Origin of the sequence: Streptomyces sp. NPDC042638, from assembly GCF_040647235.1 — a bacterium.
In the GTDB taxonomy this organism is placed as follows: domain Bacteria; phylum Actinomycetota; class Actinomycetes; order Streptomycetales; family Streptomycetaceae; genus Streptomyces; species Streptomyces rameus.
On record NZ_JBEZBT010000030.1, the window covers coordinates 40,712 to 62,925 of the forward strand.

Annotated in this window: 25 protein-coding genes and 1 pseudogene; 12 read left to right on the forward strand and 14 right to left on the reverse strand. The window is 73.6% G+C overall.

Going from position 1 to position 22,214, the window contains the following annotated elements; all coding sequences use genetic code 11:
• Nucleotides 1–174 precede the first annotated feature (174 nt).
• The gene (locus AB0B40_RS23240) at nt 175–1,191 is read left to right on the forward strand and encodes a glutathione S-transferase C-terminal domain-containing protein (protein ID WP_345060642.1); all 1,017 of its coding nucleotides are present in this window, start codon (nt 175–177) and stop codon (nt 1,189–1,191) included.
• A gap of 28 nt (nt 1,192–1,219) precedes the next feature.
• Entirely contained in the window at nt 1,220–1,522 is a 303-nt protein-coding gene (locus tag AB0B40_RS23245; RefSeq protein ID WP_345060645.1) for a DUF4235 domain-containing protein, read from the forward strand.
• 48 nt (nt 1,523–1,570) lie between these two features.
• On the opposite strand, the gene AB0B40_RS23250 is transcribed toward AB0B40_RS23245, so the two are convergent.
• The 3 genes from AB0B40_RS23250 to AB0B40_RS23260 are packed head-to-tail and all read right to left on the reverse strand — an operon-like array spanning nt 1,571 to nt 3,244.
• Entirely contained in the window at nt 1,571–1,963 is a 393-nt protein-coding gene (locus tag AB0B40_RS23250; protein ID WP_345060647.1) for a VOC family protein, read from the reverse strand.
• Nucleotides 1,964–2,015: 52 nt separating this feature from the next.
• Nucleotides 2,016–2,480 carry a pyridoxamine 5'-phosphate oxidase family protein gene (locus AB0B40_RS23255; protein ID WP_345060649.1) on the reverse strand — a complete coding sequence of 155 codons (465 nt, stop codon included), beginning with the start codon at nt 2,478–2,480 and terminating at the stop codon, nt 2,016–2,018.
• A 32-nt stretch (nt 2,481–2,512) separates the two neighbouring features.
• The gene (locus AB0B40_RS23260) at nt 2,513–3,244 is read right to left on the reverse strand and encodes a helix-turn-helix domain-containing protein (protein WP_345060651.1); all 732 of its coding nucleotides are present in this window, start codon (nt 3,242–3,244) and stop codon (nt 2,513–2,515) included.
• A gap of 126 nt (nt 3,245–3,370) precedes the next feature.
• Here AB0B40_RS23260 and AB0B40_RS23265 point away from each other — a divergent pair, with 126 nt between their 5' ends.
• Entirely contained in the window at nt 3,371–4,873 is a 1,503-nt protein-coding gene (locus AB0B40_RS23265; RefSeq protein ID WP_362265324.1) for an APC family permease, read from the forward strand.
• A gap of 28 nt (nt 4,874–4,901) precedes the next feature.
• Nucleotides 4,902–6,527: an amidohydrolase gene (locus AB0B40_RS23270; protein ID WP_345060655.1), complete on the forward strand. Its 1,626-nt coding sequence runs from the start codon at nt 4,902–4,904 to the stop codon at nt 6,525–6,527.
• Nucleotides 6,528–6,654: 127 nt separating this feature from the next.
• Here the strand turns inward: AB0B40_RS23270 and AB0B40_RS23275 are convergent, their stop codons facing one another.
• Nucleotides 6,655–7,527, reverse strand: a complete 873-nt coding sequence (locus AB0B40_RS23275; protein WP_362265327.1) for a hypothetical protein — start codon at nt 7,525–7,527, stop codon at nt 6,655–6,657.
• A 60-nt stretch (nt 7,528–7,587) separates the two neighbouring features.
• Nucleotides 7,588–8,556, reverse strand: coding sequence for a helix-turn-helix domain-containing protein (locus AB0B40_RS23280; RefSeq protein ID WP_362265328.1), 969 nt, complete (start codon nt 8,554–8,556; stop codon nt 7,588–7,590).
• A gap of 71 nt (nt 8,557–8,627) precedes the next feature.
• Here AB0B40_RS23280 and AB0B40_RS23285 point away from each other — a divergent pair, with 71 nt between their 5' ends.
• The 3 genes from AB0B40_RS23285 to AB0B40_RS23295 all read left to right on the forward strand — a co-directional run bounded on the left by AB0B40_RS23285 (nt 8,628) and on the right by AB0B40_RS23295 (nt 10,832).
• Nucleotides 8,628–9,578, forward strand: a complete 951-nt coding sequence (locus AB0B40_RS23285) for an NADP-dependent oxidoreductase (RefSeq protein WP_345060661.1) — start codon at nt 8,628–8,630, stop codon at nt 9,576–9,578.
• Between the two features lie 129 nt (nt 9,579–9,707).
• Complete coding sequence (locus tag AB0B40_RS23290; protein WP_345060664.1) at nt 9,708–10,088, forward strand: anti-sigma factor antagonist; 381 nt, start codon at nt 9,708–9,710, stop codon at nt 10,086–10,088.
• An 87-nt stretch (nt 10,089–10,175) separates the two neighbouring features.
• Nucleotides 10,176–10,832 (forward strand): DUF4230 domain-containing protein, encoded by a 657-nt coding sequence (locus tag AB0B40_RS23295; protein WP_362265330.1) that lies wholly within the window; start codon nt 10,176–10,178, stop codon nt 10,830–10,832.
• On the opposite strand, the gene AB0B40_RS23300 is transcribed toward AB0B40_RS23295, so the two are convergent.
• The 6 genes from AB0B40_RS23300 to AB0B40_RS23325 are packed head-to-tail and all read right to left on the reverse strand — an operon-like array spanning nt 10,833 to nt 14,611.
• Entirely contained in the window at nt 10,833–12,596 is a 1,764-nt protein-coding gene (locus AB0B40_RS23300) for a proton-conducting transporter membrane subunit (RefSeq protein ID WP_362265332.1), read from the reverse strand. It abuts the gene before it with no gap.
• Nucleotides 12,596–12,943, reverse strand: a complete 348-nt coding sequence (locus AB0B40_RS23305) for a sodium:proton antiporter (protein ID WP_345060704.1) — start codon at nt 12,941–12,943, stop codon at nt 12,596–12,598. The genes AB0B40_RS23300 and AB0B40_RS23305 overlap by 1 nt, the downstream gene beginning before the upstream one ends.
• Nucleotides 12,944–12,951: 8 nt before the next feature.
• The gene (locus tag AB0B40_RS23310) at nt 12,952–13,689 is read right to left on the reverse strand and encodes an MnhB domain-containing protein (RefSeq protein WP_345060670.1); all 738 of its coding nucleotides are present in this window, start codon (nt 13,687–13,689) and stop codon (nt 12,952–12,954) included.
• Complete coding sequence (locus tag AB0B40_RS23315; RefSeq protein WP_345060672.1) at nt 13,686–13,946, reverse strand: hydrogenase subunit MbhD domain-containing protein; 261 nt, start codon at nt 13,944–13,946, stop codon at nt 13,686–13,688. Before AB0B40_RS23315 ends, AB0B40_RS23310 begins: the two co-directional genes overlap by 4 nt.
• 21 nt (nt 13,947–13,967) lie before the next feature.
• Nucleotides 13,968–14,420 carry an MrpF/PhaF family protein gene (locus tag AB0B40_RS23320; protein ID WP_345060674.1) on the reverse strand — a complete coding sequence of 151 codons (453 nt, stop codon included), beginning with the start codon at nt 14,418–14,420 and terminating at the stop codon, nt 13,968–13,970.
• Nucleotides 14,417–14,611, reverse strand: coding sequence for a hypothetical protein (locus AB0B40_RS23325; protein ID WP_362265335.1), 195 nt, complete (start codon nt 14,609–14,611; stop codon nt 14,417–14,419). Before AB0B40_RS23325 ends, AB0B40_RS23320 begins: the two co-directional genes overlap by 4 nt.
• A 257-nt stretch (nt 14,612–14,868) precedes the next feature.
• Here AB0B40_RS23325 and AB0B40_RS23330 point away from each other — a divergent pair, with 257 nt between their 5' ends.
• Together AB0B40_RS23330 and AB0B40_RS23335 are read left to right on the forward strand one after the other, a co-directional pair.
• Nucleotides 14,869–15,486: a VanZ family protein gene (locus AB0B40_RS23330; RefSeq protein ID WP_345060678.1), complete on the forward strand. Its 618-nt coding sequence runs from the start codon at nt 14,869–14,871 to the stop codon at nt 15,484–15,486.
• Between the two features lie 92 nt (nt 15,487–15,578).
• A complete protein-coding gene (locus tag AB0B40_RS23335) occupies nt 15,579–16,811 on the forward strand; it encodes a lectin (RefSeq protein WP_345060680.1) in 1,233 nt (410 codons plus the stop codon).
• 9 nt (nt 16,812–16,820) lie between these two features.
• On the opposite strand, the gene AB0B40_RS23340 is transcribed toward AB0B40_RS23335, so the two are convergent.
• From AB0B40_RS23340 to AB0B40_RS23350, 3 genes and pseudogenes are all read right to left on the reverse strand, one after another.
• Complete coding sequence (locus AB0B40_RS23340; protein ID WP_345060682.1) at nt 16,821–17,066, reverse strand: hypothetical protein; 246 nt, start codon at nt 17,064–17,066, stop codon at nt 16,821–16,823.
• A gap of 35 nt (nt 17,067–17,101) precedes the next feature.
• Nucleotides 17,102–18,006, reverse strand: a pseudogene (locus AB0B40_RS23345) (DNA topoisomerase IB).
• A 7-nt stretch (nt 18,007–18,013) separates the two neighbouring features.
• Nucleotides 18,014–18,817 (reverse strand): SDR family oxidoreductase, encoded by an 804-nt coding sequence (locus AB0B40_RS23350; RefSeq protein ID WP_362265338.1) that lies wholly within the window; start codon nt 18,815–18,817, stop codon nt 18,014–18,016.
• Nucleotides 18,818–19,094: 277 nt separating this feature from the next.
• On the opposite strand from AB0B40_RS23350, the gene AB0B40_RS23355 reads away from it, so the two are divergent.
• From AB0B40_RS23355 to AB0B40_RS23365, 3 genes are all read left to right on the forward strand, one after another.
• Nucleotides 19,095–20,138, forward strand: a complete 1,044-nt coding sequence (locus tag AB0B40_RS23355) for a PHP domain-containing protein (RefSeq protein ID WP_345060686.1) — start codon at nt 19,095–19,097, stop codon at nt 20,136–20,138.
• A gap of 51 nt (nt 20,139–20,189) precedes the next feature.
• Nucleotides 20,190–20,846, forward strand: coding sequence for an HAD family hydrolase (locus tag AB0B40_RS23360; RefSeq protein WP_345060688.1), 657 nt, complete (start codon nt 20,190–20,192; stop codon nt 20,844–20,846).
• 332 nt (nt 20,847–21,178) lie between these two features.
• Nucleotides 21,179–22,210, forward strand: a complete 1,032-nt coding sequence (locus tag AB0B40_RS23365; RefSeq protein ID WP_345060706.1) for an SDR family oxidoreductase — start codon at nt 21,179–21,181, stop codon at nt 22,208–22,210.
• Nucleotides 22,211–22,214: the final 4 nt, after the last annotated feature.

Genomic DNA, 22,214 nt, shown 5'->3' on the forward strand with positions numbered 1-22,214 from the left:
CGCTCTTCTCGGCCGTACGTGCGGCCGTCTCCCGTTCCGAGGATGTCCCGCTCACCTTTCGCCGACTGCCCCGGACCCGGCGGCTCACACCGTGCGGGCCGCGCGAAACGGGGAACGCGTCGGCCAGAACGGGGAACGCGTCGGTCAGGAGGCCCCGGGCCGCGAGGAGGAGAGATGGGTGACGACGGCAACAGCGCCTACGGACACCGGCCGTTCAAGAGGTCCGGGAGCCACTTCGGCGACCGGATCACCGCCGACGGCCGGGACGGCTGGCCGGTGGAGGCGGGCCGCTACCGGCTGGTGGTCTCCCGCGCCTGTCCGTGGGCGAGCCGGGCGGTGATCTCGCGCCGCCTGCTGGGGCTGGAGGAGGCGCTGTCGCTGGCGGTCACCGATCCGGTCCAGGACGACCGCAGCTGGCGGTTCACCCTGGACCCGGACGGCCGGGACCCGGTGCTGGGCATCCGGTTCCTGAGCGAGGCCTACGACAAGCGGGAGACCGGCCACCCGGGCGGGGTGAGCGTGCCCGCGGTGGTGGACGTCCCCAGCGGACGCCTGGTCACCAACGACTACCAGCGCATCACGCTGGACCTGGCCACCGAGTGGACGGCCCTGCACCGCGCCGGCGCCCCGGATCTCTATCCGGCCGGCCGGCGCGACGAGATCGACCAGGTGATGGCCGAGGTGTACGAGGACGTGAACAACGGGGTGTACCGGGCCGGGTTCGCCACGCACCAGAAGGAGTACGAGGAGGCGTGCGCCGGGGTCTTCCAGCGGCTGGAACTGCTCGGCGAGCGGCTGTCCCGGCAGCGGTATCTGGTCGGTGACACCCTCACGGAAGCGGACATCCGGCTGTTCACCACCCTGGTCCGGTTCGACGCCGTCTACCACGGCCACTTCAAGTGCAACCGCTGGAAGCTGACGGAGCACCCGGTGCTCTGGGCGTACGCCCGGGACCTGTTCCAGACGCCGGGGTTCGGCGACACGGTCGACTTCGACCACATCAAGCGGCACTACTACCAGGTGCACACCGGCATCAACCCCACCGGCATCGTGCCGCTCGGCCCGGATCTCGCCGGGTGGCTGAGTCCGCACGGCCGGGAGGAGCTGGGCGGCCGTCCGTTCGGCACGGGGACACCGCCCGGACCGGTGCCGCCGGGCGAACGAGTGGCCCCGCGGGGACGGCCCGCATGAGGGGCGCCTGAGGAGGAAGTAGTCAGACATGGCCAAGAACAAGAAGAAGAAGCTCCCTCTCGCCTATCAGCCGGTCGGGTTCGTGCTCAGCTGGGCAGGCGGTGCACTGGCCGGGATGGCCTTCCGAAAGGCGTGGAAGGCGATCCGGCACGAGGACGACGCGCCCGACGCCCTGGACCCGGACCGCGGCTGGGGTGAGATCCTGCTGGCCGCGGCGGTCCAGGGCGCCATCTTCGCGGTGGTGCGCAGCGCCGTGGACCGCACGGGCGCGAAGGCCATCGCCCGGTCGACGGGTGTGTGGCCGGCGGCCGACAAGGGCGGCCGGGACTGAGCCGCGGGGCCGGCCCGACTCCGGCGGGCCGGCCCCGTTCCGCCGGGGTCAGCCCTGTTTCGGTGCCGCCGGGGGTACCAGGCGCAGGGTGAAGGAGTGTCCGGCGGGGTCGGCGTAACCGCGCTCCTCGTACGGCCCCGCCGCGTCCTTCGTCTCGATCGGCCGGCCGCCGAGCCCCACCACCCGCCGCTCGGCCTCGTCCAGGTCCTCGACCAGGAAGTCGAGGTGGGCCTGGAGGGAGTTCTCCGGGCGCGGCCAGCTGGGCGGGGTGGCGTTGGCGTCACGGCGGAAAGCCAGCCGGATGCCGTCGGCGCCCCGGATCTCCACCAGGTTGGCGGACGCGGCGGTCCGCTCGCCGTCCAGAAACTCCCTGTAGAACTCGGCGAGTTTCTCGGGTTCGGCGCAGTCCAGCACGACCACGCCCGCTTTCACGAGTGCCATGGATCCTCCCGGGAAGTGTCCTCTTCCCAGCGGATATCCCGGGCCGGGGGATTCAGTCGGCGGCCAGCCACTCCCCGTCACGCATCAGCTCCCGCCCGCGCAGCTCGTTCTCCTCGCGCCAGGCCTGGATCCGCTGCGGGATGACCACGAAGTACAGGTGGGGGGCGGCCAGTTGACGCGGATCGAAACCGGTCTTCCCGGCGAAGACCTCGGCGTCCTCCTCGGGCAGGTCCTCGGGCGTCACCGCCCGTACGGCGCCGTCGACCAGGACCACGTCCCGCGTGGGGCCGATGCCGAGCCGGGCCCTGCCGGTGGCCACGAGATTGCGGCCGGTGGGGCTTTCGGCCGGGGTGGCGATCAGCAGCGCGGTGCCGTCCCACACGAAGGACAGCGGCACGAGATGCGGGGCCGCGCCGTCGGGGCCGGCGGTGGCGACCCATGCGTCGACGTCGTGCTCCAGCCGGTGGAGGGTGTCCTTCTTGCGCTGCCCGGCGGAGCGGGCGGGGGGCGGGGTCATGGCGGGCGGCCTCCTCTGGGTGATCGTCCCGTTCAGTGTGGCCGTGCGTCCCCGGTTCCCGCACGGAGCCGCTCCAGGCGTGTCCGGGCCGCGGTGAGGAACAGCTCCAGGGCGGCCGGGTAGGAACTGGCGCGCATGGTGGTGACCAGGTGCCCGGCGGTGGCCGCGATGTGCGGGTGGGTCTCGGCGGGCAGCCGGCCGTAGGTGGTCCGCCACACCTGTGCCTCGGCCTCACGGGCGGCCCGCGGCAGGGCGGTGCCCGCGGAGTCCAGCGCGCCGAAGGCGAGGGCCTGGTCCACGAACGCGTGGTAGATCCGCACCGCCTCCGGCCCCGGGAACCCGGCCCCGCGCAGTACGCCGAGAATACTCTCCACCGCCTGGATCTCGTGCGCGCGGCCGGTGACGCGATGGGCGCTCAGCACCGCCGCCCGGGGGTGTGCGAGGGCACCGGCGTGCATCCGCAGCCCGAGTTCGCGCAGGTCGGCGGTCCAGTCGCCGGTGGGCCGCCAGGACCGCAGGGCACGGCCGATCAGCTCGTCGGCGATGGCCAGCATGAGGTCGTCGGTGTCCCGGAAGTACCGGTACAGCGAGCTGGGATCGGCGCCCAGCGCCCGGCCGAGGCGGCGCACGGAGAGGGCGTCGGCGCCGTGCTCCTCGATCAGCCGCAGGGCGGTGTCGACGATCAGCTCGGCCGACAGCACGACGCCCTGTTTGGTGGGGCGCCTGCGCCGCCGTGCGGCGGGCGGGACGACACGGTCGCTCATGGAAGCCTCCCTGGCACGTGCTCGCACCTTACGACAACACCGTTGACCTGTGGAGTACCCCGGCAGTTTCATGTGCGGTCACCGGGGCCGACGACCGAGGCCCCCGCGGTGAGCGGAGAGCCGGCCATGAGCCACAGAACCACCGGAGGGGACGGCCCCGCGCGTCCCGGACTGCGCAGGTCCCTGGGTGTGGTGGACGGCGTCGCCGTCGCCGCGTCCAGTACGGCCGCGACGACCAGCATCGGCATCGGGCTCGGGGTGACCGCCGGGGTGGTCGGCCCGCACCTTCCGGCGATCATGCTGGTGGCGTTCCTGCCGGTGCTGGCCATCGCCGGAGCCTACGCCCGGCTCAACCGGGTGGAGCCGAACGCGGGCAACGGCTATGTGTGGGTGGGCCGCTCGCTCAGTCCCTGGCTGGGCTTCACGGTCGGCTGGGTGAACATCGTGGCGAGCGTGGCGTTCCTCGCCTACACCACGGCGGTCACCGGCTCGGCGCTGCTGCAACTGGCGAGCCGGGCGGGCCTGCACCGGCTCGGCTCGCTCGGCCTGGACCCGGACTCCACGGCACAGACGACGGCGGTGGGTGTCGTGGTGCTGGCCGCGGTCACCGTGACGGCCGTGACCGGGGTGCGCACCGCGGCCCGGCTGCAGGCCGGGCTGCTGGTCTTCGAGTACGTCGTCCTGCTCGGCTTCTGCGGGTACGGCATCGTCACCGGCCGGCGCGCCTTCAGCCTGTCCTGGTTCGACCCGTTCGCCATCCCCTCGGCGACCGCGCTGGCGCAGGGCCTGCTGCTGTCGGTGTTCTGTTACTGGGGTTTCGAGGCCGCGTTCACCGTCACCGAGGAGGTCCGCGATCCCCGGGACGCCTCCCGGGCCGGGCTGATCACGCTGGTGACGATGCTCGGGCTGTTCCTGCTGGGCTCGGTCGCCTTCCAGCGGGTGCTGTCCCCGCGGGAGCTGGCGGGACACGGCGCCCAGGGGCTCGCGTACTACGGCGACCGGCTGGCCGGTGAGCCGCTGGCCGCGCTGCCGCTGGTGGCGCTGATGTTCTCGGCGGTGGCCTCCCTGCAGGCCGGGGTCATCCCGACGGCCCGCGGGGCGTTCGCGATGAGCCGGGACCGTACGCTCGGTCCGGTGTGGTCCCGGATCAGCGCCCGGTACGGGACCCCGGCGGCCGGGACGCTGCTGATCGGGGCGCTGGCCACGGTGGTGGCGCTGCTCTCCCTGGCGATCCCCCGCCTCGCCGACCTGATCATGGCGACGGTGAACGCGGTCGGCATCGTCGTCGCCTTCTCCTACGCCCTCACCGCGCTGGCGGCGGCCGTACGGTTCCGCTCGCTGCTGCGCACGGACCGGCGGCAGGCCCTGCGCGCGGTGGTGCTGCCCGGGCTCGGTGCCCTGGCCCTGCTGGGCCTCGGCGGATACCTCGGCTGGTCCTTCGGCACCTCCGCCGACCACTTCGAGATCAGCGCGGACAACGGCTGGTTCCTGCTGCTCGTGCCGCTTGTGATGATCATGTCGGGGCTCGTGGTGGCCGGCTGGGCGAAGTGGGTGCGCAAGTCGCCCTACTTCCGCACCGGCGCGGGCACCGACGCCGACTCGCCGAAGCTGCTCACTCCCTCCACCTGATCCACCCCGACCCACCTGGAAAGGCATCATGCACGCTGACCTGCTCTTCACCGGCGGCCCCGTCCTCACTCCCGAGGGCCGCACCGCCACCGCCGTGGCCGTCACGGGGGACCGGATCACCGCCGTCGGGCACACGGAGGTGCGCGAACTCGCCGGGCCGCGCACGGAGGTGGTGGACCTGGCCGGGCGGCTGCTGCTGCCCGGTTTCCAGGACGCGCACGTCCATCCGGTGCCGGCCGGGCTCGAACTGTCCCAGTGCGATCTGACCGGGGCGACGACGGCCGAGGAGACCGTGGCCGCCGTACGCGCCTACGCCGACGCCCGTCCGGAACGGGAATGGATCCTCGGCGGCGGCTGGTCGATGGAGGCGTTCGCGGGCGGCACGCCGTCGAAGGAGCTGCTGGACGCGGTCGTCCCGGACCGGCCGGTGTACCTGCCCAACCGGGACCACCATGGCGCCTGGGTCAACAGCCGGGCGCTGGAGCTGGCCGGGATCGACCGGCGGACCCCCGATCCGGCCGACGGCCGGATCGAGCGCGACGCCTCCGGGGAGCCGAGCGGCACGCTCCAGGAGGGCGCGATGCGACTGGTCGGCCGGCTCACCCCGGCCGCGGGCCCCGCCGACCGGCTCGCCGCGCTGCTGCACGCCCAGCGGCATCTGCACGCGCTCGGCATCACCGCCTGGCAGGACGCCCTGGTGGGAGACTTCCTCGGCATGGACGATCCGGCCCAGGCATATCTCACCGCCGCCGCCGAGGGTTCGCTGACCGCCCGGGTGGTGGGCGCCCTGTGGTGGGACCGGGAGCGCGGGGCCGAGCAGATTCCCGAGCTCGTGCGGAAGCGGGAGGCGCTGAGCCGGGGCGGCTTCCGGGCGGGCACGGTGAAGCTGATGCTGGACGGCGTCGCCGAGAACCACACGGCGGCGCTGCTCGACCCGTATCTGGACCGGTGCGGGTGCGCCACCGCCAACCGCGGCAAGAGCTTCATCGATCCGGAACAACTACCGTATTTCGTCACCGCGTTGGACGCCCTCGGCTTCCAGTGCCACTTCCACGCGCTGGGTGACCGGGCCGTACGGGACGCGCTGGACGCGATCGAGGCGGCCCGGGCGGCCAACGGGCCGAGCGACACCCGGCCGCACCTGGCGCACCTCCAGGTCATGCACCCCGACGACGTGCCCCGCTTCGCCCGGCTCGGTGCCACCGCGAACATCCAGCCGCTGTGGGCCGCGCACGAGCCGCAGATGGACGAGCTGACGATCCCGTTCCTCGGTCCCGAACGGGCCGCCCGGCAGTACCCGTTCGGGGCGCTGCTGCGCTCCGGGGCCAGGCTCGCGGCGGGCAGCGACTGGCCGGTGAGCAGCCCCGATCCGCTCCAGGGGATCCATGTCGCGGTCAACCGGGTGGAGCCGGGCCGCACCGGACCGGTGTTCCTGCCGGACGAACGGCTGGACCTGGCCGAAGCGCTGACGGCGTACACGGCCGGGTCGGCGTACGTGAACCACCTCGACGACAGCGGTCGGGTGGCCGTCGGCGCGCTCGCCGACCTGGTGGTCCTGGACCGCGATCCGTTCGCCGGGCCGCCGGAGGAGATCGCGCAGGCGAGTGTGGCGCTCACCTATGTGGGGGGTGCCCGCGTGTACGCCGCCGAGTGACGCCGTCCCGGTGGCGGGCGGCCTGCCGGCCGGTGCGCCGGCGTGTCCGTTCGGGCGGTCCCCGCGATCCTGCGGGGGCCGAAGGCCCGGACGCCCGGCCGGCGCCGTCGGCCGCGGCCGGCACCCGTCAGTCGCAGCCGGCGCCCTGCTTCAGCAGCGGCCACGCCTCCACGCCGGCGGCCGTGCGGACGTAGGCCGTCATCCTGTCGTCCGTCAGCCACAGCCGTCGGCCCCGCAGGTGGTACCCGGTGTCGTGGGCGTCCGCCGGCATACCGGCCCTCGCGCGGTACGGCGCCCGGAGCAGGCCGTCCCGTTCCAGCACGCCGTCGGGGTCGCGGGCGTACCTCCGGTCGTCCAGGGTGAGGAAATGGGCGGACTGCCGGCCGCAGTGCGCGGACCCCGGCGAGCTGCTGAGCGCGGTCACCGGAACCCGCCGGCCCCGGCGGTCCGTCCAGATCTCCCAGCCCGTGGTGTCCGTGAAGCCCGCGGGGAGTTCGGCGGGGTCGCAGGAGGCGTTCGTCTCCGGGCCCCAGCCGGGCCGGTCCTGCTGGTCCCTGGCCACCACGACCGCCACCTTGGTCCGGCCGCCCACGTCGTAGGAGTACAGGACCCGGTCCGGCTCGGTGCGTTCCGCCCGGTAGCCGTGGTCGGGCTGCTCCGGCCGGACCATGTCGAAGTAGAGGGCCAGTCCCTCTTCCGGCGTGGCGCCCCCGTCCGATGCGCTCCACCCGTCCGGTCCGGAGCCGTCGAAGATCTCCCCGTCGCACTCCAGCGCCCGGCCGGCCGCCCCGGAGGCCAGGCGGAGCGCACGCGGGCCGCTGCCGTCGGGTCGCCCGGCCGGCACGTGGAGCGGGCCGGAGTACGCGGTCGCCGGAGGCGTGCCCTTCACCACCAGGTCCGGGCGGGCGCCGTCGTCGCACCCCACCGCCGTCACCGCCGTCACCGCCGTCGCGGCCGTCACGGCCACCGCCGTCGCCGCGAGCCCTGGCCCTCTGCGCATTGCCGCCCCTGTCCTCGTGTGTCGCGTGCGGTCCTTCGACGCGGGGGCGGGCCGGAACGTTCAGCGGGCCTGCTGGAAGGTCCTGCGGTACGCCTGCGGGGACACCCCGATCGCCGCGTGCAGGTGCTGGCGCAGTGAGGCGCCGGTGGCGAAGCCGACCTGGGCGGCGATCCGGTCCACGGGCAGGTCGCTGGCCTCCAGCAGGTGCCGGGCCCGGGCCACCCGCTGCTGGATCAGCCAGCGGCCGGGGCTGAGGCCGACCTCGTCGTTGAAGCGGCGGGCGAAGGTGCGCAGGCTCATCCGGGCGTGTCCGGCGAGGTCCGCCAGGGTGAGCGGCTCGTCCAGCCGCTCCAGCGCCCAGGCCCGGGTCGCGGCCGTGCTCGCGGCACCGCTCACGGGGACCGGCTGCTCGATGTACTGCGCCTGGCCGCCGTCCCGGAACGGCGGCACCACACAGCGCCGGGCGACCGCGTTCGCCAGCTCGCTGCCGTGGTCGGTGCGGACGATGTGCAGGCAGATGTCGACACCGGAGGCCGCCCCGGCGGAGGTGAGGATGCGGCCGTCGGCGACGAAGAGGACGTCCGGGTCGAGGTCCACCTGCGGGTAGCGGCGCCGGAACGCCTCGGCCACCTGCCAGTGGGTGGTGGCCCGGCGGCCGTCGAGGAGGCCGGCCGCGGCGAGGACGAAGGCGGCCGTGCAGATGGACACGATCCGGGCGTCCGGGCGGACCCGGGCGAGCGCGGCGGCGACCTCCGCGGGCAGTTCGGCGGGGATGTGCGCGGGCAGCAACGAGGGCACGATCACCGTGTCGGCGGTGTCCAGGATCTCGGGGCCGTGGGCCACGCCGACGGTGAAGTCGGCGTTGGTGCGCACCGGGCCGCCGTCGACCGAACAGGTGAGGACCTCGTAGTGACCGTCGGCCGCGCCGAAGATGCGGCTGGGGATGCCCAGTTCGAAGGGGTACACGCCGTCGAGGGCCAGCACGACGACCCGCTCCGGGCGCCGGGTGCGCAGCTGCATGTCAGGCATGGCACGATCCTATCGGAGGTTGGCATTCATGCCATTTTCCCGCCGGGCGGCCTCCGGCAGGCTGGGTGACCATGAGCGATGTGAACACCATGCGAGTCATCAGCCAGGACGTCCTCGGCGGTCCCGAGGTCCTGAAGGAAGTACGGGTCGAGCGGCCGAAGCCGGGCCCGAACCAGGTGCTGGTCCGGATGCGGGCGGCCGGGGTGAACCCCACCGACTGGAAGCACCGGGCCACCGGCGGGTTCCTGGGCGCCCCTCCGTTCGTCCTCGGCTGGGACGTCTCGGGCGAGGTCGCGGAGACCGGCATCGGGGTGGCCGCCTTCCGGCCCGGTGACGAGGTCTTCGGCATGCTGCCCTACCCCTACGGCCACGGCTCGCACGCCGAGTACGTGATCGCGCCGGTCCGTGCCCTGACGCACAAGCCCGCCTCGGTCGGGCACGTCCAGGCGGGCGCTCTGCCGCTGGTGTCCCTGACCGCCTGGCAGGCGCTGACCGAGCACGCGGACGTGCGGCCGGGGCAGCGGGTGCTGATCCACGCGGCGGCCGGCGGGGTGGGCCATGTGGCGGTGCAGATCGCCAAGGCGCGTGGGGCGTACGTGATCGGCACGGCGAGCGCGGGCAAGCACGGCTTCCTGCGGGAGATCGGTGTGGACGAGCCGGTCGACTACCGGTCGACCGATGTCACGGAGGCGGTGCGGGACGTCGATGTCGTCCTGGACACGCTCGGCGGTGAGACCTCGGTGCGGTCCCTGCGGACGCTGCGGCCCGGCGGTGTGGTGGTGTCGATCCTGCCGGTGGGCCCGGCGGACTTCCAGCAGGAGGCCGATCGGCTGGGCGTGCGTGCGGTGCGGATGCTGGTGGACGCCGACCGGGCCGGGATGCGGGCGATCGCGGAACTGGCGGAGTCCGGCAAGCTGACGGCGACGATCGCCGGGACGTTCCCGCTGGCCGACGCCGCGAAGGCGCACGCCCTGGGTGACACCGGCCGGACGACGGGCAAGCTGGTGCTGCTGGCGGACTGAGCGGTGCGCCTCGCCAGCAGGCGGAAACTCGAAGACATATGTCAATCGAACATGCTCAAATTCCTTCCAACGAGGGTAACTTGACGATCGGGAAGCGACGTCGGGGTGCGGGTGGGAGGTGGGGCCGAGGTGCGACACGAACCCGTACCTCTCACCCGGCAACTGGGCATGTACACGTACCGCGGGCACACCGTGCTGGAGTTCCGGGGCGAGATCGACATCGTGGCGGCCACGGAGATCGGCCCGTTCCTCGACCGGGTCACCGGGCGGGCCGGTGCCCGGGTCGTGTTCGACCTGCGGCCGGCGGAGTTCTTCGACTGCTCGGGGCTGCGGCTGCTGTACCGGGCGCGCGTCCGGGTGCTGGAGCGGGGCGGGCAGCTGCACCTCGTGTGCACGCATCCGCTGACCCTGCGGGTCTTCCGGGTCACCGGTCTGGCCCGGCTGCTGCCCCCGCACCCGGACCTGGACGCGGCCCTGGCTCCCTCCGGGGCCGCGTCCGGCTCGCTGTGACCGCCGGCGGCGGTGCCCTCGGGTTAACGCCTCGGTCTGTTCCGGGCTTTGGCGGGAATCCGGTCAGCAGGAAGGAGGACCGTCACGATGGTGACTTCCGTCAGACATCTGCCCGGCTGGGCCAAGGCCGTGGCGGCGCTCGTACTGGTGCTGGCCGTCCTGTTCGCCGGGATCCGGCTGGCCGTACTGCCCGGCATCAAGGACCTGTTCGGCACCGAGACCCATGACCGCTCCGGACCCGCACTCCTCAAGTCCATCCAGGACATGAGCCGTTACGACGCCGCCTCGGGCAACTTCCAGGTCGTGGTCGACCTGGAGAAGGACGCCAGGTTCCTGCCCGACGCCATCCGCGGCACCCGCACCCTGTACGTCGGCGCGGGCACCGTGGACGCCTATGTCGACCTCGGACAGGTCGGCGAGAAGGACGTGACGGTCAACGCGGACCGCACGTCCGCCGCCCTGCGCCTGCCGCACGCGCGGCTCGGCCGCCCGGCTCTCGACCCCGACCACTCCTACGCCGTGTCCAAGCAGCGCGGGCTGCTGGACCGGCTCGGTGACCTGTTCTCGGACAACCCCAACAGCGAGCAGGCCGTGCAGAAGCTCGCCGTCCGGCACATCGGCGACGCGGCGAGGAGCAGCGGGCTGACCGGCCGGGCCGAGACCAACACCACCGACATGCTCCAGGGTCTGCTGCACTCCCTCGGCTTCCGGGAGGTGCGCGTCTCGTACCGCACGGGGGGCTGATCAGGAGCCCAGCACGCCCGGCAGGGCCAGCGCCCCCAGCACGGTCACGCCGACCAGCAGCCAGGCCACGTAGTCGCCGACGTGCCCGGACTGCAGGCGCCTGAGGGGCGCGGCCCAGTCGGGGGCGGCCACCCAGCGCGGGCGGGTGACGGCGAGAGCGGCGAGGGCCACGGCCAGCACGGCGGAGGCCACGCCCAGCAGCACTCCGTGCAAGGTCCAGTGCACGGAGGCGTGGGCACCGCCGGAGCCCGCCTCGTTGACGGAGCGGCCCACCAGGTCACCGAAGCCGGGGACCGCCCCGACGGCGAGGGCCGCGGCGAGCAGCACGGCCGGCACGGTCGTCATGGTGTCCGGGATCCGGCTCAGCAGGCCGGAGGTCTCGGGCTCCTCGTCGGAGCCGCTGGTCTCGTACTCCGCGTCCTGCGGGCGCGGCCCGAGACCCAGGAACACGCGGGCGGTCAACCGCAGGACCGCTCCGGCGGTGATCGCGGACGCGGCCACGTACACCACGGTGAGCGGGCCGCCCACCGCCTCCTCGGCGACGGCCTTGCCGAGTGCCGTGCCGAACGGCGGCAGACCGGCCAGGCCCAGGGAGCCGACGGCGAACATCACGGCGGTGGCGCGCAGCTGCCGGGCCCGGCCGTGCAGGGCGTGCTCGTCGACGCTGCCGAACCGGTCCAGGAGGGCGCCCGCGCAGGCGAACAGCGCGGCCTTCACCCCCGCGTGTCCGATGATGTAGACGGCGGTCCCGTCGTCGCCCTCCGGGGAGAGGATGCCGAGGCCGACGAGGAACAGGCCGGTGTGGGCCACGGTGGAGTAGGCGAGGAGCCGCTTGATGTGCCGCTGGTACCAGCACATGACGGCGCCGGTGGCGGCGGTGAGGGCGCCGAGCGTCACCAGGGCCCGGGTCAGGTCGGCGGCGGGGATCCCGCCGGGGCCGGCGAAGACGGTGCCGTACACCCGCCAGACGCCGTAGGCGCCGAGTTCGACCATGACGCCGGACAGGAGCATGCAGACCGGGGTGGGGGCGACGGCGTGGGCGTCCGGGAGCCAGAAGTGGAAGGGGACGGCCGCGGCCTTGACCAGCAGTCCGGTGAGCACCAGCACGAAGGAGGCGAGGACCAGCGCGTCCGGGCCGCCGTGGGCGGTGGCGTCGAGCCCCCGGCCGATCTTCGTCATGGCCAGTTCGCCGGTGCGGGCGTACAGCAGGGCGATGCCCATCAGCAGGGCGTACGCGCCCAGGGAGTTGACGACTCCGAAGGTCAGGGCGCCCTGGACGGCCTTCGCCTCGTCGATGCGGTAGCCGGTCAGGGCGTAGGCCACCACGCTCATCAGCTCGAAGAAGACGAACGCGTTGAACAGGTCGCCGGCGATGGCGAATCCGCACATGGCGCCCTGGAACACCAGCATCAGCGCGGTGAAGGTGCCGGTGTGGCCGGTGGGGGGCTGGTCGAAGTAGCGCCAGGAGTAGGCGAGTGCCGCCACGGTGAGCAGCGAGGCCAGCGTGGCCATGCCGAGCGCCGGGCCGTCCCCGACGACCAGGATGCCGACGCTCTCGCCGCCCACGGGCAGCCAGCCGCCCACCCACTCCACCATGGGCGGCGTGGAGTTCAGCAGCAGCAGGAGCGCGAGGGCGGCCGTGCCGCCGGCGACCACGAAACCGGTGATCTCGGCGAAGACCCTGGGCAGACGGCGGCCCGTGGCCACCAGCAGGGCGGCCCCGAGCAGCGGGACCGCGACGAGCAACGGGAGCAGGTGGTGCATCAGCCGCGCAGCTCCCGCAGTGCGTCGGGGTCGACGGTGCCGTGCCGCTTGGCGACCTGCAGGACGAGGGCGAGCAGCAGCGCGGTGACCGTGGCGCCGACGACGACGTCGGTGAGGGTGAGGGCCTGCACCACCGGGTCGACCACCGGCCGGGAGCCGGGCCGGATGTCGGAGAAGACGGGGGCGGTGGCGCCGTCGCGGTAGCCGACCGCCAGCAGCAGGACGTAGGTGGCGGACTGGCAGACCGCGAGACAGCCGACGGCGTGGATGAGGTTCCGGCTGGTGGCGAGGCCGTAGCAGCCGGTCAGGAAGACGTAGGCGGCGACCAGGTAGGGCAGGACGTGCATCAGGGTTCTCAACTCCCGTGCGTCTCCTCGATCTCGACGGCCTGGTCGAGGAAGTGGGCGAGCAGGACGACGACCGCGGCGGCCACCTCCATACCGATGGCCGCGTTCAGCAGGGGGACGGCGCCGCCGGAGGACAGCGTGTTGAAGGTGCCGTACGGCAGCAGCGTGTTGGCCAGGAACGCGGTGCCGGCCAGGACGGAGGCGAGGCCGAGCACCAGGTAGGCGCAGACGGCGAGCGCGTCGGTGGTCTCGTAGACGCCGAGCGGGCGGACGCGTTCCAGCGCCCGGTAGTCGGCGCCGAGGTAGAGCAGGTGCAGGGCGGTGGCCGCGACGACCCCGCCCTGGAAGCCGCCGCCGGGGCTGAGCTGGCCGTGGGCGATCACGTACAGGCCGGTGACCAGGGCGACGGGCAGCGTGAGCAGCGCGTAGCGGCGGACCGGGCGGGCCACCTCGGCGGGTTCGGGCCGGGCCCGCCGCTCGTCGCGGGCCTGGCGCAGCAGCACCACGCAGCCGAGGACGGCGGCGAACAGGATGCTCATCTCGCCGAGGGTGTCGTAGGCGCGCTGGTCGAAGTTGACGGAGGAGACGGTGTTGGCGGTGTGCCGGGCGAGGGATGCCCGCACGGCCCGGTCCCCGTACGGGTGCCGCGTGCCGCCGAAGCCGGGCAGGTCCAGGCAGGCGGCGACGAGCAGGGCGGCAAGGCCCGCGCCGCCCACGGCCAGGAGCCACAGCCGTAGCCGGTTCACTTCGCGTCCTCCTCGCGCCGCCCGCGCCGTCTGGTCTTGCGCACGCACAGCATGATCAGCAGCGGGGTGAGCGCGGAGCCGACCGCCAGCTGGGACAGGCCCACGTCCGGGGCCTGGAGCACGGTGAACAGCACGGCCAGCATCACCCCCTGGACGGACAGCACCAGCGCCTGGCGGGCGGGGTCGCGCTGGGCCACGGCCGCGGTGGCGCAGGCGGCCACCAGCAAGAGGGTGACGGCGATCAGCGCGTCGGACACGGCGCGCCTCCGTTCAGCCCGTCAGCCACCCCGCACTCCCCGGAAGCCGCCCGCCAGCGCCCGGGAGGCGATCAGGTTGCCGCCGATCAGCAGGGCGCCGATCGCGAGCAGCTTCACCATCGCCCGGCCCGGTCCGGCGGCCACGCACAGCGCGAGCACGACCACCGCACCCAGGCCGGCCGCCGACCAGGTAAGCCCCCAGGCGCTCGCGCCCTCGTCGGCCAGGTCGTCGGAGAGCAGGCGGGCGAAGACGAGCGTGCCGACCGGTCCGAGCAGGGCGAGCAGCAGGGCGAGGTCGACGTAGGCCGGGCGGCCGTAGCCCTGGGACAGGAGCAGCAGCGCCGGGCAGACGGCGGAGGTGGTGAGGTTCTGGGCGATGACCCGGCGGGCCGTCGGCCCGGTGGTCACGCCCCACAGCGCAGCGGCCCCTCCCCCGCCCAGTTCGACGGTCGCCGCGAGGATCCACCCGTTCACCGCCAGGTCACCGCCCGCCGGCCGAGCCGGGCCGACAGCGCGCCCACGGCGGCGCAGCTCGCGCCGACGATCCGTTCCAGGGTGTCGACCGTGCTGATCAGCACCAGCCACAGCAGGGCCAGCGCCGCCCACCAGGCCAGGAGTTCACCGACGGCGAGGAGGGCCGCGCGGGGGGCCGTACGGCGTGTCATGCGGCGCCTCCTCGGTCCGTCGCGCGCGGGTACGCGGCGATCTGCCCGGTGTGCCGCTGGGGGCATCCAAGCACCGCCGGACCCGGCCGGAGCGGCGGCACGCGGGTCAGCACCCACTGTGCCCCGGAGGCGGGAACGGAAACCCGGCGGTGCGCGGCACCCCGGGAGGGGCGGCATCCCGGCCCTGATGCCGGGTAACCGCCCTACGACCCGGCGAAGTTCAGGCCCTATGACCCGGCGAAGTTCAGGAGGATCCCATGGCCCGTACCGCCTTGCGCCTGCCCGCGGTTCTGCGCACCCCCCGCGGGCGGCAGCGCACAGCGCCGGCCCGTACCGCCCCGCGCCTGCCCACGGTTGTGCGTCCCTCCCGCAAGCGCAGGGAGCAGGACGGCCAGCCCGTCGCGCGGCACGCGCTGCCGTTGCCCGTCCGGCTGCTGGCCATGCTGGTCGCCTTCGCGTTCATGGTGGCGTTCGCCGTGATCCTGGCCCGCCTCACGCTGCAGCCGTCCCCCGCCTCGGTGTCGCTGACGCACAGCAACCTGCACCCCGGCCGCTCGCTGAACGCCTACCTGCAGCACGGGCAGTTCCGGGACACGGTCAAGCAGATCGGCGGGAACGTGCTGCTCGGCGTGCCGTTCGGGGTGCTGGTACCGGTGCTCGCCCCGCGCGCCCGGGGGCTGCTGCGGGTGCTGGCCCTCACGGCGCTGGTGATGCTGATGGTGGAGCTGGCGCAGGGCGCGCTGGTCACCGGGCGGGCGTTCGACATCGACGACGTCATCCTCAACACGAGCGGGGCGCTGCTGGGTTGGCTGCTGCTGGGGCGGCGCCTCGGTCGCGGGCTGCACCGGCGGGTTCCGGCGCCGGCGGCCGAGTGAACGCCGGAACCAGGTCTGTACCAGGCTATTGACTCCCTCTTATCTCACTCCTTAAATCAAGAGGCATCTTCCCCCCACCGGAACGGAGAGCCATGGCCTCCCCCCGCCTGCTCCGCAGATGTCTCCTCGCCGTCCTGTCCGCCGCGCTGGTCGGCTCCGCCGCCGTCGGCCCGGCGCGGGCCCAGTCCGCCGCCCCGGCGGCAGCGGCCGTCACCACCTTCTCCGACACCTTCGACGGGGCCGCGGGCTCGGCGGTCGACGGCTCGAAGTGGACGCTGGAGACCGGCGACAACGTCAACAACCACGAGCGGCAGTACTACACCTCGGGCACGAAGAACGCGGCCCTGGACGGCCAGGGCCATCTGGTGATCACCGCCCGCAAGGAGAACCCGGCCGGCTACCAGTGCTGGTACGGCAGCTGCCAGTACACCTCGGCCCGGCTGAACACCGCCGGTAAGTTCAACGCCCAGTACGGCCATGTCGAGGCGCGTATGAAGATCCCGCGCGGGCAGGGCATGTGGCCCGCGTTCTGGATGCTCGGCACCCCGGTCAACTGGCCGGACTCGGGTGAGATCGACGTGATGGAGAACGTCGGTTTCGAACCGTCGACCGTGCACGGCACCATCCACGGCCCGGGCTACTCGGGCTCGGGCGGCATAGGCGCGGGCTACTCACTGCCGAACGGGCAGGCCTTCGCGGACGCGTTCCACACCTTCGCCGTCGACTGGGCGCCCGACTCGATCACCTGGTCGGTGGACGGGAACGTCTACCAGCGGCGCACCCCCGCCGACCTGGGCGGGAAGACCTGGGTGTTCAACAAGCCGTTCTTCCTGATCCTGAACCTCGCGGTCGGCGGCTACTGGCCCGGCGACCCCGACGGCTCCACGCAGTTCCCGCAGCAGCTGGTGGTGGACTCGGTGTCGGTGACGACGAGCGACAGCGCCGCCGGTGCGCCGATCCGCGGCCTCGCGGGCAAGTGCGTGGACGTGGCCGGCGCGAATTCCGCGAACGGCACGCCGGTCCAGCTCTACGACTGCAACGGCACGGGCGCGCAGACGTGGACCGTCGGCTCGGACGGCACGCTCCGGGCGCTCGGCAAGTGCCTGGACGTCGCGAACAACGGCACGGCGGACGGTTCCGCCGTCCAGCTGTGGGACTGCACCGGCGGTCCCAACCAGAAGTGGACCGTCACCGGGGCGCACGACATCGTCAACCCGCAGGCGAACAAGTGCCTGGACGTCACCGGGAACAACTCGGCCAACGGGACCCGGCTGCAGATCTGGACCTGCACCGGCGGCGCCAACCAGAAGTGGACGGTCGGCTGAGCTGTCCGCTCAGTGCAGCTTCCAGGTGTACTTGTCGCCGCCCACGAAGCGGACCGCGTCCGGGTCGTCGAGATCATGGATCGGGATGCCGTGGGCGGCGGCGGTCTCCAGCACGTCCGTGACGGTCCTGGCCTCGCCGACCACCTCACCGTCGATCTCCACGATCCGGAAGGGCGGTTCGCCGTGCCTGCCGGGGCAGACACCGAGCACGAGGACCCGCGGCCGGGAGATGTAGGGAGCTCCTTGTTCGGTCATGCGATTCAGCGTAGAACGCCAGGCGGGCCGACGGCTCATCCGCGGGAGCCGTCCAGGAGATCGAGGACGGCGGCCTCCACCGCTCCCTGTGTGGCCGGACGGCCGAAGTCCCCGTGTTCGCCCAGCCGGGTGAGCGCGGGGGCGATGGTCACGTCCCGTTCGAACAGCTCGAAGACCTTGGGGTCGATGTACGACGCCCGGCACACCGCGGGCGTGTTGCCCAGGTAGTGGCTGACCTCGCGGACGGCCCGGGCGGTCTGCCGGCGCCGGGCGGCCTCGGTGGCGCGGGCACCGCGCGTGACCACGGCGACCGCCACGGCGGCCAGCACGGTGGCGTGCCAGGTGCGGAAGTCCTTGGCGGTGACATCGGTGCCGGACAGCCGGCGCAGGGCCTCGTTGAGGTCGTCGCCGTGCAGGTCGTGCCAGGCGCCGTGCTCACGGAAGGCGAGGAAGCGGTCGCCGCCGCGCGGGCGGCGCAGCAGGGCGCGGGTGACGGACCGCACCTGGTCGTCGACGAGGGCCCGCACCATGACGACGCCCCCTTTGGCGGGGAAGCTGAACGTGATCTCGTCGCGGCCGCACCTGACGTGCTCACGAAGCATGCCAGGTCGAGGGCCGCCTTGGCGCGCAGTTCGGGCAGGGTCCGCGCGACCTGCCGTACGTGCTCGTGTTTGGCCTGCTCCTGTTCGGCCCGGAACTGCTCGTGGTACAGGTACTGGCGGCGTCCGGCCGCGTCGGTGCCGACGGCCTGGAGATGGCCGTTGGGCCAGGGGCAGACCCACACGTCACGCCAGGCGGGCGGGATGGTCAGAGCCCGGATGCGGGCGCGCTCCTCGGGGTCGGTGAGGGCCTTGCCGGTGCTGTCGACTTAGCGGAAACCCCGGCCGCAGCGGACGCGTCCGTAGCCGGGGCCGTCGCAGGAGCTGGTCCGCAGGCGCATCGGGGCCTCAGGGACGGCGCCAGTCGTCGCTGGTCAGATGCGACCCGGCCTGGGGGCCCATGCGCAGCATCCCGCCGTCGACGCTCCAGGAGGCGCCGGTGACGTACGAGGCGTCCGGGCTCGCGAGGAACGCGATCACCGCGGCGACCTCCCGGGCGTCACCGGGCCGGCCGAGCGGCACGCCGGGCCGGCGCTCGGTGTGCACGTCGGTGTCCTCCTGGCCGGTCATCGGGGTGGCGATCTCGCCCGGCGCGACGGCGTTCACGGTGATGCCGTGCTCGGCCAGCTCCAGGGCCATCACCTGGGTGAGCAGCCCCAGTCCGCCCTTGGCCGCGCAGTACGGAGCCGCGCCGACCCGGGGCTGGTGCTCGTGCACGGAGGTGACGTTGACGATCCGGCCGCCGTCACCCTGTCGGATCATCCGCCGGGCGGCCCGCTGTCCGAGCAGGAAGGGGCCGACGAGGTCGACGTCCAGGACCCGCCGCACGTCGGCCAGGGTCAGGTCGAGGAAGGGCGTCATGGTGCCCGTACCGGCGTTGTTGACCAGGACGTCGATCCGGCCCAGCTCCTCGCAGAGCGCGTCCACGGTGTCGGCGGCCTCGGGCGGACGGGTCAGGTCCAGCCGGGCCACGGCGGCCCGGCGGCCGTGCGTGCGGACCTCCTCGGCCGTCTCCTCGGCGCCCTTCTCGTCGGAATGCCAGGTGATGCCGATGTCCAGGCCCGCCTCGGCCAGACGTACGGCGGTGGCCCGGCCGATACCGCTGTCCGCGCCAGTGATCAACGCCGTTCGCCGCGCGCCCGGTGTGGACATCGCTCGCCTCCTAGCGGGGGTACCTGGACGAGTCATCGCAGTACCCGGGCCCGGGTCGCACAAACCGGCGCCGCCATGGGGGGGCTCGTCGTGACCGCCGGTGTCGCCGTGGCCGTCCGGAGGTGCGCGGGCCGCGGGGCGTGGCGGGTGGGGCGTGGTCGGGTGGGGCGCGGGGCGTGGTCGGGTGGGGCGCCGTCGGGTGGGGCGCGGGGCGTGGTCGAGTGGGGCGCGCGGGTTGCCGCCGTCCTTTCGGGGGTTCTGGTGTGAACCTGGTGGCATGGAACCCGTCGCCGCCCTGGAGCGGATCGCCTTCCTGCTGGAGCGGGCGCTGGCGCCCACCTATCGGGTACGGGCCTTCAGGACCGCCGCCCGGGTGCTCGCCGCGCTGCCCGGGGACGAGGTCGCCGAGCGGGCGGCGGCGGGGACGCTGGAGTCCCTGAAGGGTGTCGGGCCGAAGACCGCACAGGTGGTGCGGGAGGCGCTGGCCGGTGAGGAGCCCGGCTATCTGCGCAAGCTGGAGGAGGAGGCCGCCGCGCCGGCCGGCGAGGACGTGGCCGGTGCCGGTCTGCGGGCGCTGATCCGCGGGGACTGCCACACGCACTCCGACTGGTCAGACGGCGGCAGCCCGATCGAGGAGATGGGGCGGGCGGCGGCCGAGCTGGGGCACGAGTGGACCGTGCTCACCGACCATTCGCCGCGGCTGACCGTGGCCCGCGGGCTGTCGGCCGAGCGGCTGCGCGAGCAGCTGGAGGTGGTGGCGCGGCTGAACACGCGGTGGGCGCCGTTCCGGCTGCTCACCGGCATCGAGTGCGACATCCTGGAGGACGGCTCGCTGGACCAGGAGCCGGAGCTGCTGGAACAGCTGGACGTGGTCGTGGTGTCGGTGCACTCCAAGCTGCGGATGGACGCCCGGTCCATGACCCGCCGGATGGTGGCCGCCGTGCGCAGCCCGCACGCCGACGTCCTCGGGCACTGCACCGGGCGCCTGGTGACGGGCCGGGGGCGGCCGGAGTCGCAGTTCGACGCGGAGGAGGTGTTCGCCGCGTGTGCCGAGGCGGGGACGGCCGTGGAGATCAACAGCCGGCCGGAGCGGCTGGACCCGCCCCGGCGGCTGCTGCGCCGGGCGGTCGAGGCCGGGGTGCTGTTCTCCGTCGACACGGACGCGCACGCGCCCGGCCAGCTGGACTGGCAGATCCTCGGCTGTGCCCGGGCCGAGGAGTGCGCGGTGCCACCCGAACGGGTGGTGACCACCTGGTCGGCCGGTGAGCTGCTGGGCTGGACGCGCGAGGGCCGGCTGCCGGCGCGTGCGGTGGGTTCCTGACCTGCCCGGCGTGGTACCTGGATGGCAGCGAGCGCCAGGAAAGGATCCCGCATGGAACGAGCCGCTGTCTTCGACGTCGACGGAACCCTCGTCGACACCAATCACCTGCACGTGGTCACCTGGTGGGAGGCGTTCCGCCAGGCCGGGCACGCCGTACCCATGCACGCCGTGCACCGGGCCGTCGGCCTGGGCTCCACGGACCTGATCGCCCATCTGCTCGGTGACGACCGCGACAAGGACCGGGACGGCGAGCTGAGCGACGCGCACAAGGCGCTGTACGGCCAGTACTTCGACCGGCTCCCCGCCCTGCCGGGCGCCCGGGAGCTGTTGCGGCGGCTGCACGGGGACGGCTGGACGGTGGTCCTGGCCACCTCGGCGAGCGGGGCCGAGCTGGGGGCGCTGCGCCGGGCGATCGACGCGGACGAGGCCATCGCGGGCACCGCGAGCGCCGAGGACGTACGGGAGGGCAAGCCGGCCCCCGAACCCGTGGAGCACGCGTTGGAGCTGGCCGGGGTTCCGGCCTCGCGAGCGGTCTTCGTCGGGGACACCGTGTGGGACATGCGGGCGGGCAGCAAGGCGGGGGTGCGCTGTGTGGGCGTGCTGTGCGGCGGGATCCCCCGGGCCGACCTGGAGGAGGCGGGCGCCCAGACGGTGTACGCCGACCCGGCCGACCTGCTGGCGCGGCTGGCCGGGAGCCCGCTGGCCTGAGCGGCCCCCTGGGTGACGCAGCTCACGGAGGGGGCCGGAACACCACGGCGTTGTTGCCCGTTGAACCAACCGTGGGTGTGGATGGGACAGTGTCCCCGGGCCTCACCTTTTGCCCACAGGGACGATCGTTCGGCTGAAGCCCTGTGGAGCCTTTCGCCGAGAGGCGACCGCCATCCGCACCCACCACCAGACCGCCCCGGCCGTGAATCCCCCGTCACGGCCGGGGCTTCCACATGCCCTCCGGCGCCGGAGAGCGTCGCGTGTGCCGGACCGGCGCCCGGGTACCCGGCCGCTCGTCGCAGCGTCCGCCGTGCCGACGAGAGGAGCCGATGGTGAGCAGCTCAACGGGCAGCAGGGTCGTCGTGACGGGAGCCACCGGCAATGTCGGGACGAGTGTGGTGCGTCTGCTCTCGGAGGACCCCGACGTCAAGTCGGTGCGGGGACTGGCCCGGCGGGTGCCCGAGTGGTCACCGGAGAAGACCGAGTGGTCCGCCGTCGACATCGCCTCGGACCAGGCGAACCTCGCCGAGCGGTTCGAGGGCGCCGACGCCGTGATCCATCTGGCCTGGGCGTTCCAGCCGACGCACGATCCGGCCACCACCTGGCGGACCAATGTGCTCGGTGGCATCCGGGTGTTCGAGGCGGTGGCCGCCGCCCGGGTGCCGGTCCTGGTGCACGCCTCCTCCGTCGGGGCGTACTCGCCGGGGCCGAAGGACCACCCGGTGGACGAGTCCTGGCCGACGCACGGCTGGCCGGACGCCGCCTACTGCCGGGAGAAGGCATACCTGGAACGCACCCTGGACGTGTTCGAGCGTGACCATCCCGAGGTGCGGGTGGTCCGGATGCGCCCGGCGTTCCTGTTCAAGTGGCAGTCGGCGAGCGAGCAGCGGCGGATCTTCGGCGGGCGCTTCCTGCCCGGTCCGCTCGCCCGGCCGGAGCTGCTGCCGTTCCTGCCGGACATCCCGGGCCTCAGGGTGCAGGCCCTGCACACGGACGACGCGGCCGAGGCCTACCGGCTCGCGGTGCACACGGACACCGCCCGGGGCGCCTTCAACCTGGCCGCCGATCCCCCGCTGGACGCCGGGGTGCTCGCCGAGCTGCTCGGCTCCCGGCCGGTCCGGCTGCCGCGTACGGCGGCCCGCTCGGCGATCGCCGCCGCGTGGGGGCTGCGTCTGCTGCCGGCCTCTCCGCATCTGTTCGACGCCGTGCTGCGGCTGCCGCTGATGGACTGCGCGCGGGCGCGCGCCGAGCTGGACTGGCAGCCCCGGCACACGTCGACCGAGGTGGTCCGGGAGTTCCTGGACGGCCTGCGGCAGGGCGGCGGAATGCAGACCGAACCGATGCGGGGGCGGAAGGTCGGCTGACCGG

What these genes read in the sequence shown, in the direction of transcription:
- AB0B40_RS23305 (WP_345060704.1), bottom strand. Translation starts at nt 12,943, where the DNA reads ATGCACGTCCTGCCCTACCTGGTCGCCGCCTACGTCTTCCTGACCGGC.
- AB0B40_RS23300 (WP_362265332.1), bottom strand. Translation starts at nt 12,596, where the DNA reads ATGCACCACCTGCTCCCGTTGCTCGTCGCGGTCCCGCTGCTCGGGGCC.
- AB0B40_RS23340 (WP_345060682.1), bottom strand. Translation starts at nt 17,066, where the DNA reads ATGACCGAACAAGGAGCTCCCTACATCTCCCGGCCGCGGGTCCTCGTG.
- AB0B40_RS23285 (WP_345060661.1), top strand. Translation starts at nt 8,628, where the DNA reads ATGAGCGATGTGAACACCATGCGAGTCATCAGCCAGGACGTCCTCGGC.
- AB0B40_RS23260 (WP_345060651.1), bottom strand. Translation starts at nt 3,244, where the DNA reads ATGAGCGACCGTGTCGTCCCGCCCGCCGCACGGCGGCGCAGGCGCCCC.
- AB0B40_RS23245 (WP_345060645.1), top strand. Translation starts at nt 1,220, where the DNA reads ATGGCCAAGAACAAGAAGAAGAAGCTCCCTCTCGCCTATCAGCCGGTC.
- AB0B40_RS23255 (WP_345060649.1), bottom strand. Translation starts at nt 2,480, where the DNA reads ATGACCCCGCCCCCCGCCCGCTCCGCCGGGCAGCGCAAGAAGGACACC.
- AB0B40_RS23330 (WP_345060678.1), top strand. Translation starts at nt 14,869, where the DNA reads ATGGCCCGTACCGCCTTGCGCCTGCCCGCGGTTCTGCGCACCCCCCGC.
- AB0B40_RS23270 (WP_345060655.1), top strand. Translation starts at nt 4,902, where the DNA reads ATGCACGCTGACCTGCTCTTCACCGGCGGCCCCGTCCTCACTCCCGAG.
- AB0B40_RS23325 (WP_362265335.1), bottom strand. Translation starts at nt 14,611, where the DNA reads ATGACACGCCGTACGGCCCCCCGCGCGGCCCTCCTCGCCGTCGGTGAA.
- AB0B40_RS23265 (WP_362265324.1), top strand. Translation starts at nt 3,371, where the DNA reads ATGAGCCACAGAACCACCGGAGGGGACGGCCCCGCGCGTCCCGGACTG.
- AB0B40_RS23240 (WP_345060642.1), top strand. Translation starts at nt 175, where the DNA reads ATGGGTGACGACGGCAACAGCGCCTACGGACACCGGCCGTTCAAGAGG.
- AB0B40_RS23360 (WP_345060688.1), top strand. Translation starts at nt 20,190, where the DNA reads ATGGAACGAGCCGCTGTCTTCGACGTCGACGGAACCCTCGTCGACACC.
- AB0B40_RS23250 (WP_345060647.1), bottom strand. Translation starts at nt 1,963, where the DNA reads ATGGCACTCGTGAAAGCGGGCGTGGTCGTGCTGGACTGCGCCGAACCC.
- AB0B40_RS23275 (WP_362265327.1), bottom strand. Translation starts at nt 7,527, where the DNA reads ATGCGCAGAGGGCCAGGGCTCGCGGCGACGGCGGTGGCCGTGACGGCC.
- AB0B40_RS23355 (WP_345060686.1), top strand. Translation starts at nt 19,095, where the DNA reads ATGGAACCCGTCGCCGCCCTGGAGCGGATCGCCTTCCTGCTGGAGCGG.
- AB0B40_RS23335 (WP_345060680.1), top strand. Translation starts at nt 15,579, where the DNA reads ATGGCCTCCCCCCGCCTGCTCCGCAGATGTCTCCTCGCCGTCCTGTCC.
- AB0B40_RS23280 (WP_362265328.1), bottom strand. Translation starts at nt 8,556, where the DNA reads ATGCCTGACATGCAGCTGCGCACCCGGCGCCCGGAGCGGGTCGTCGTG.
- AB0B40_RS23350 (WP_362265338.1), bottom strand. Translation starts at nt 18,817, where the DNA reads ATGTCCACACCGGGCGCGCGGCGAACGGCGTTGATCACTGGCGCGGAC.
- AB0B40_RS23295 (WP_362265330.1), top strand. Translation starts at nt 10,176, where the DNA reads ATGGTGACTTCCGTCAGACATCTGCCCGGCTGGGCCAAGGCCGTGGCG.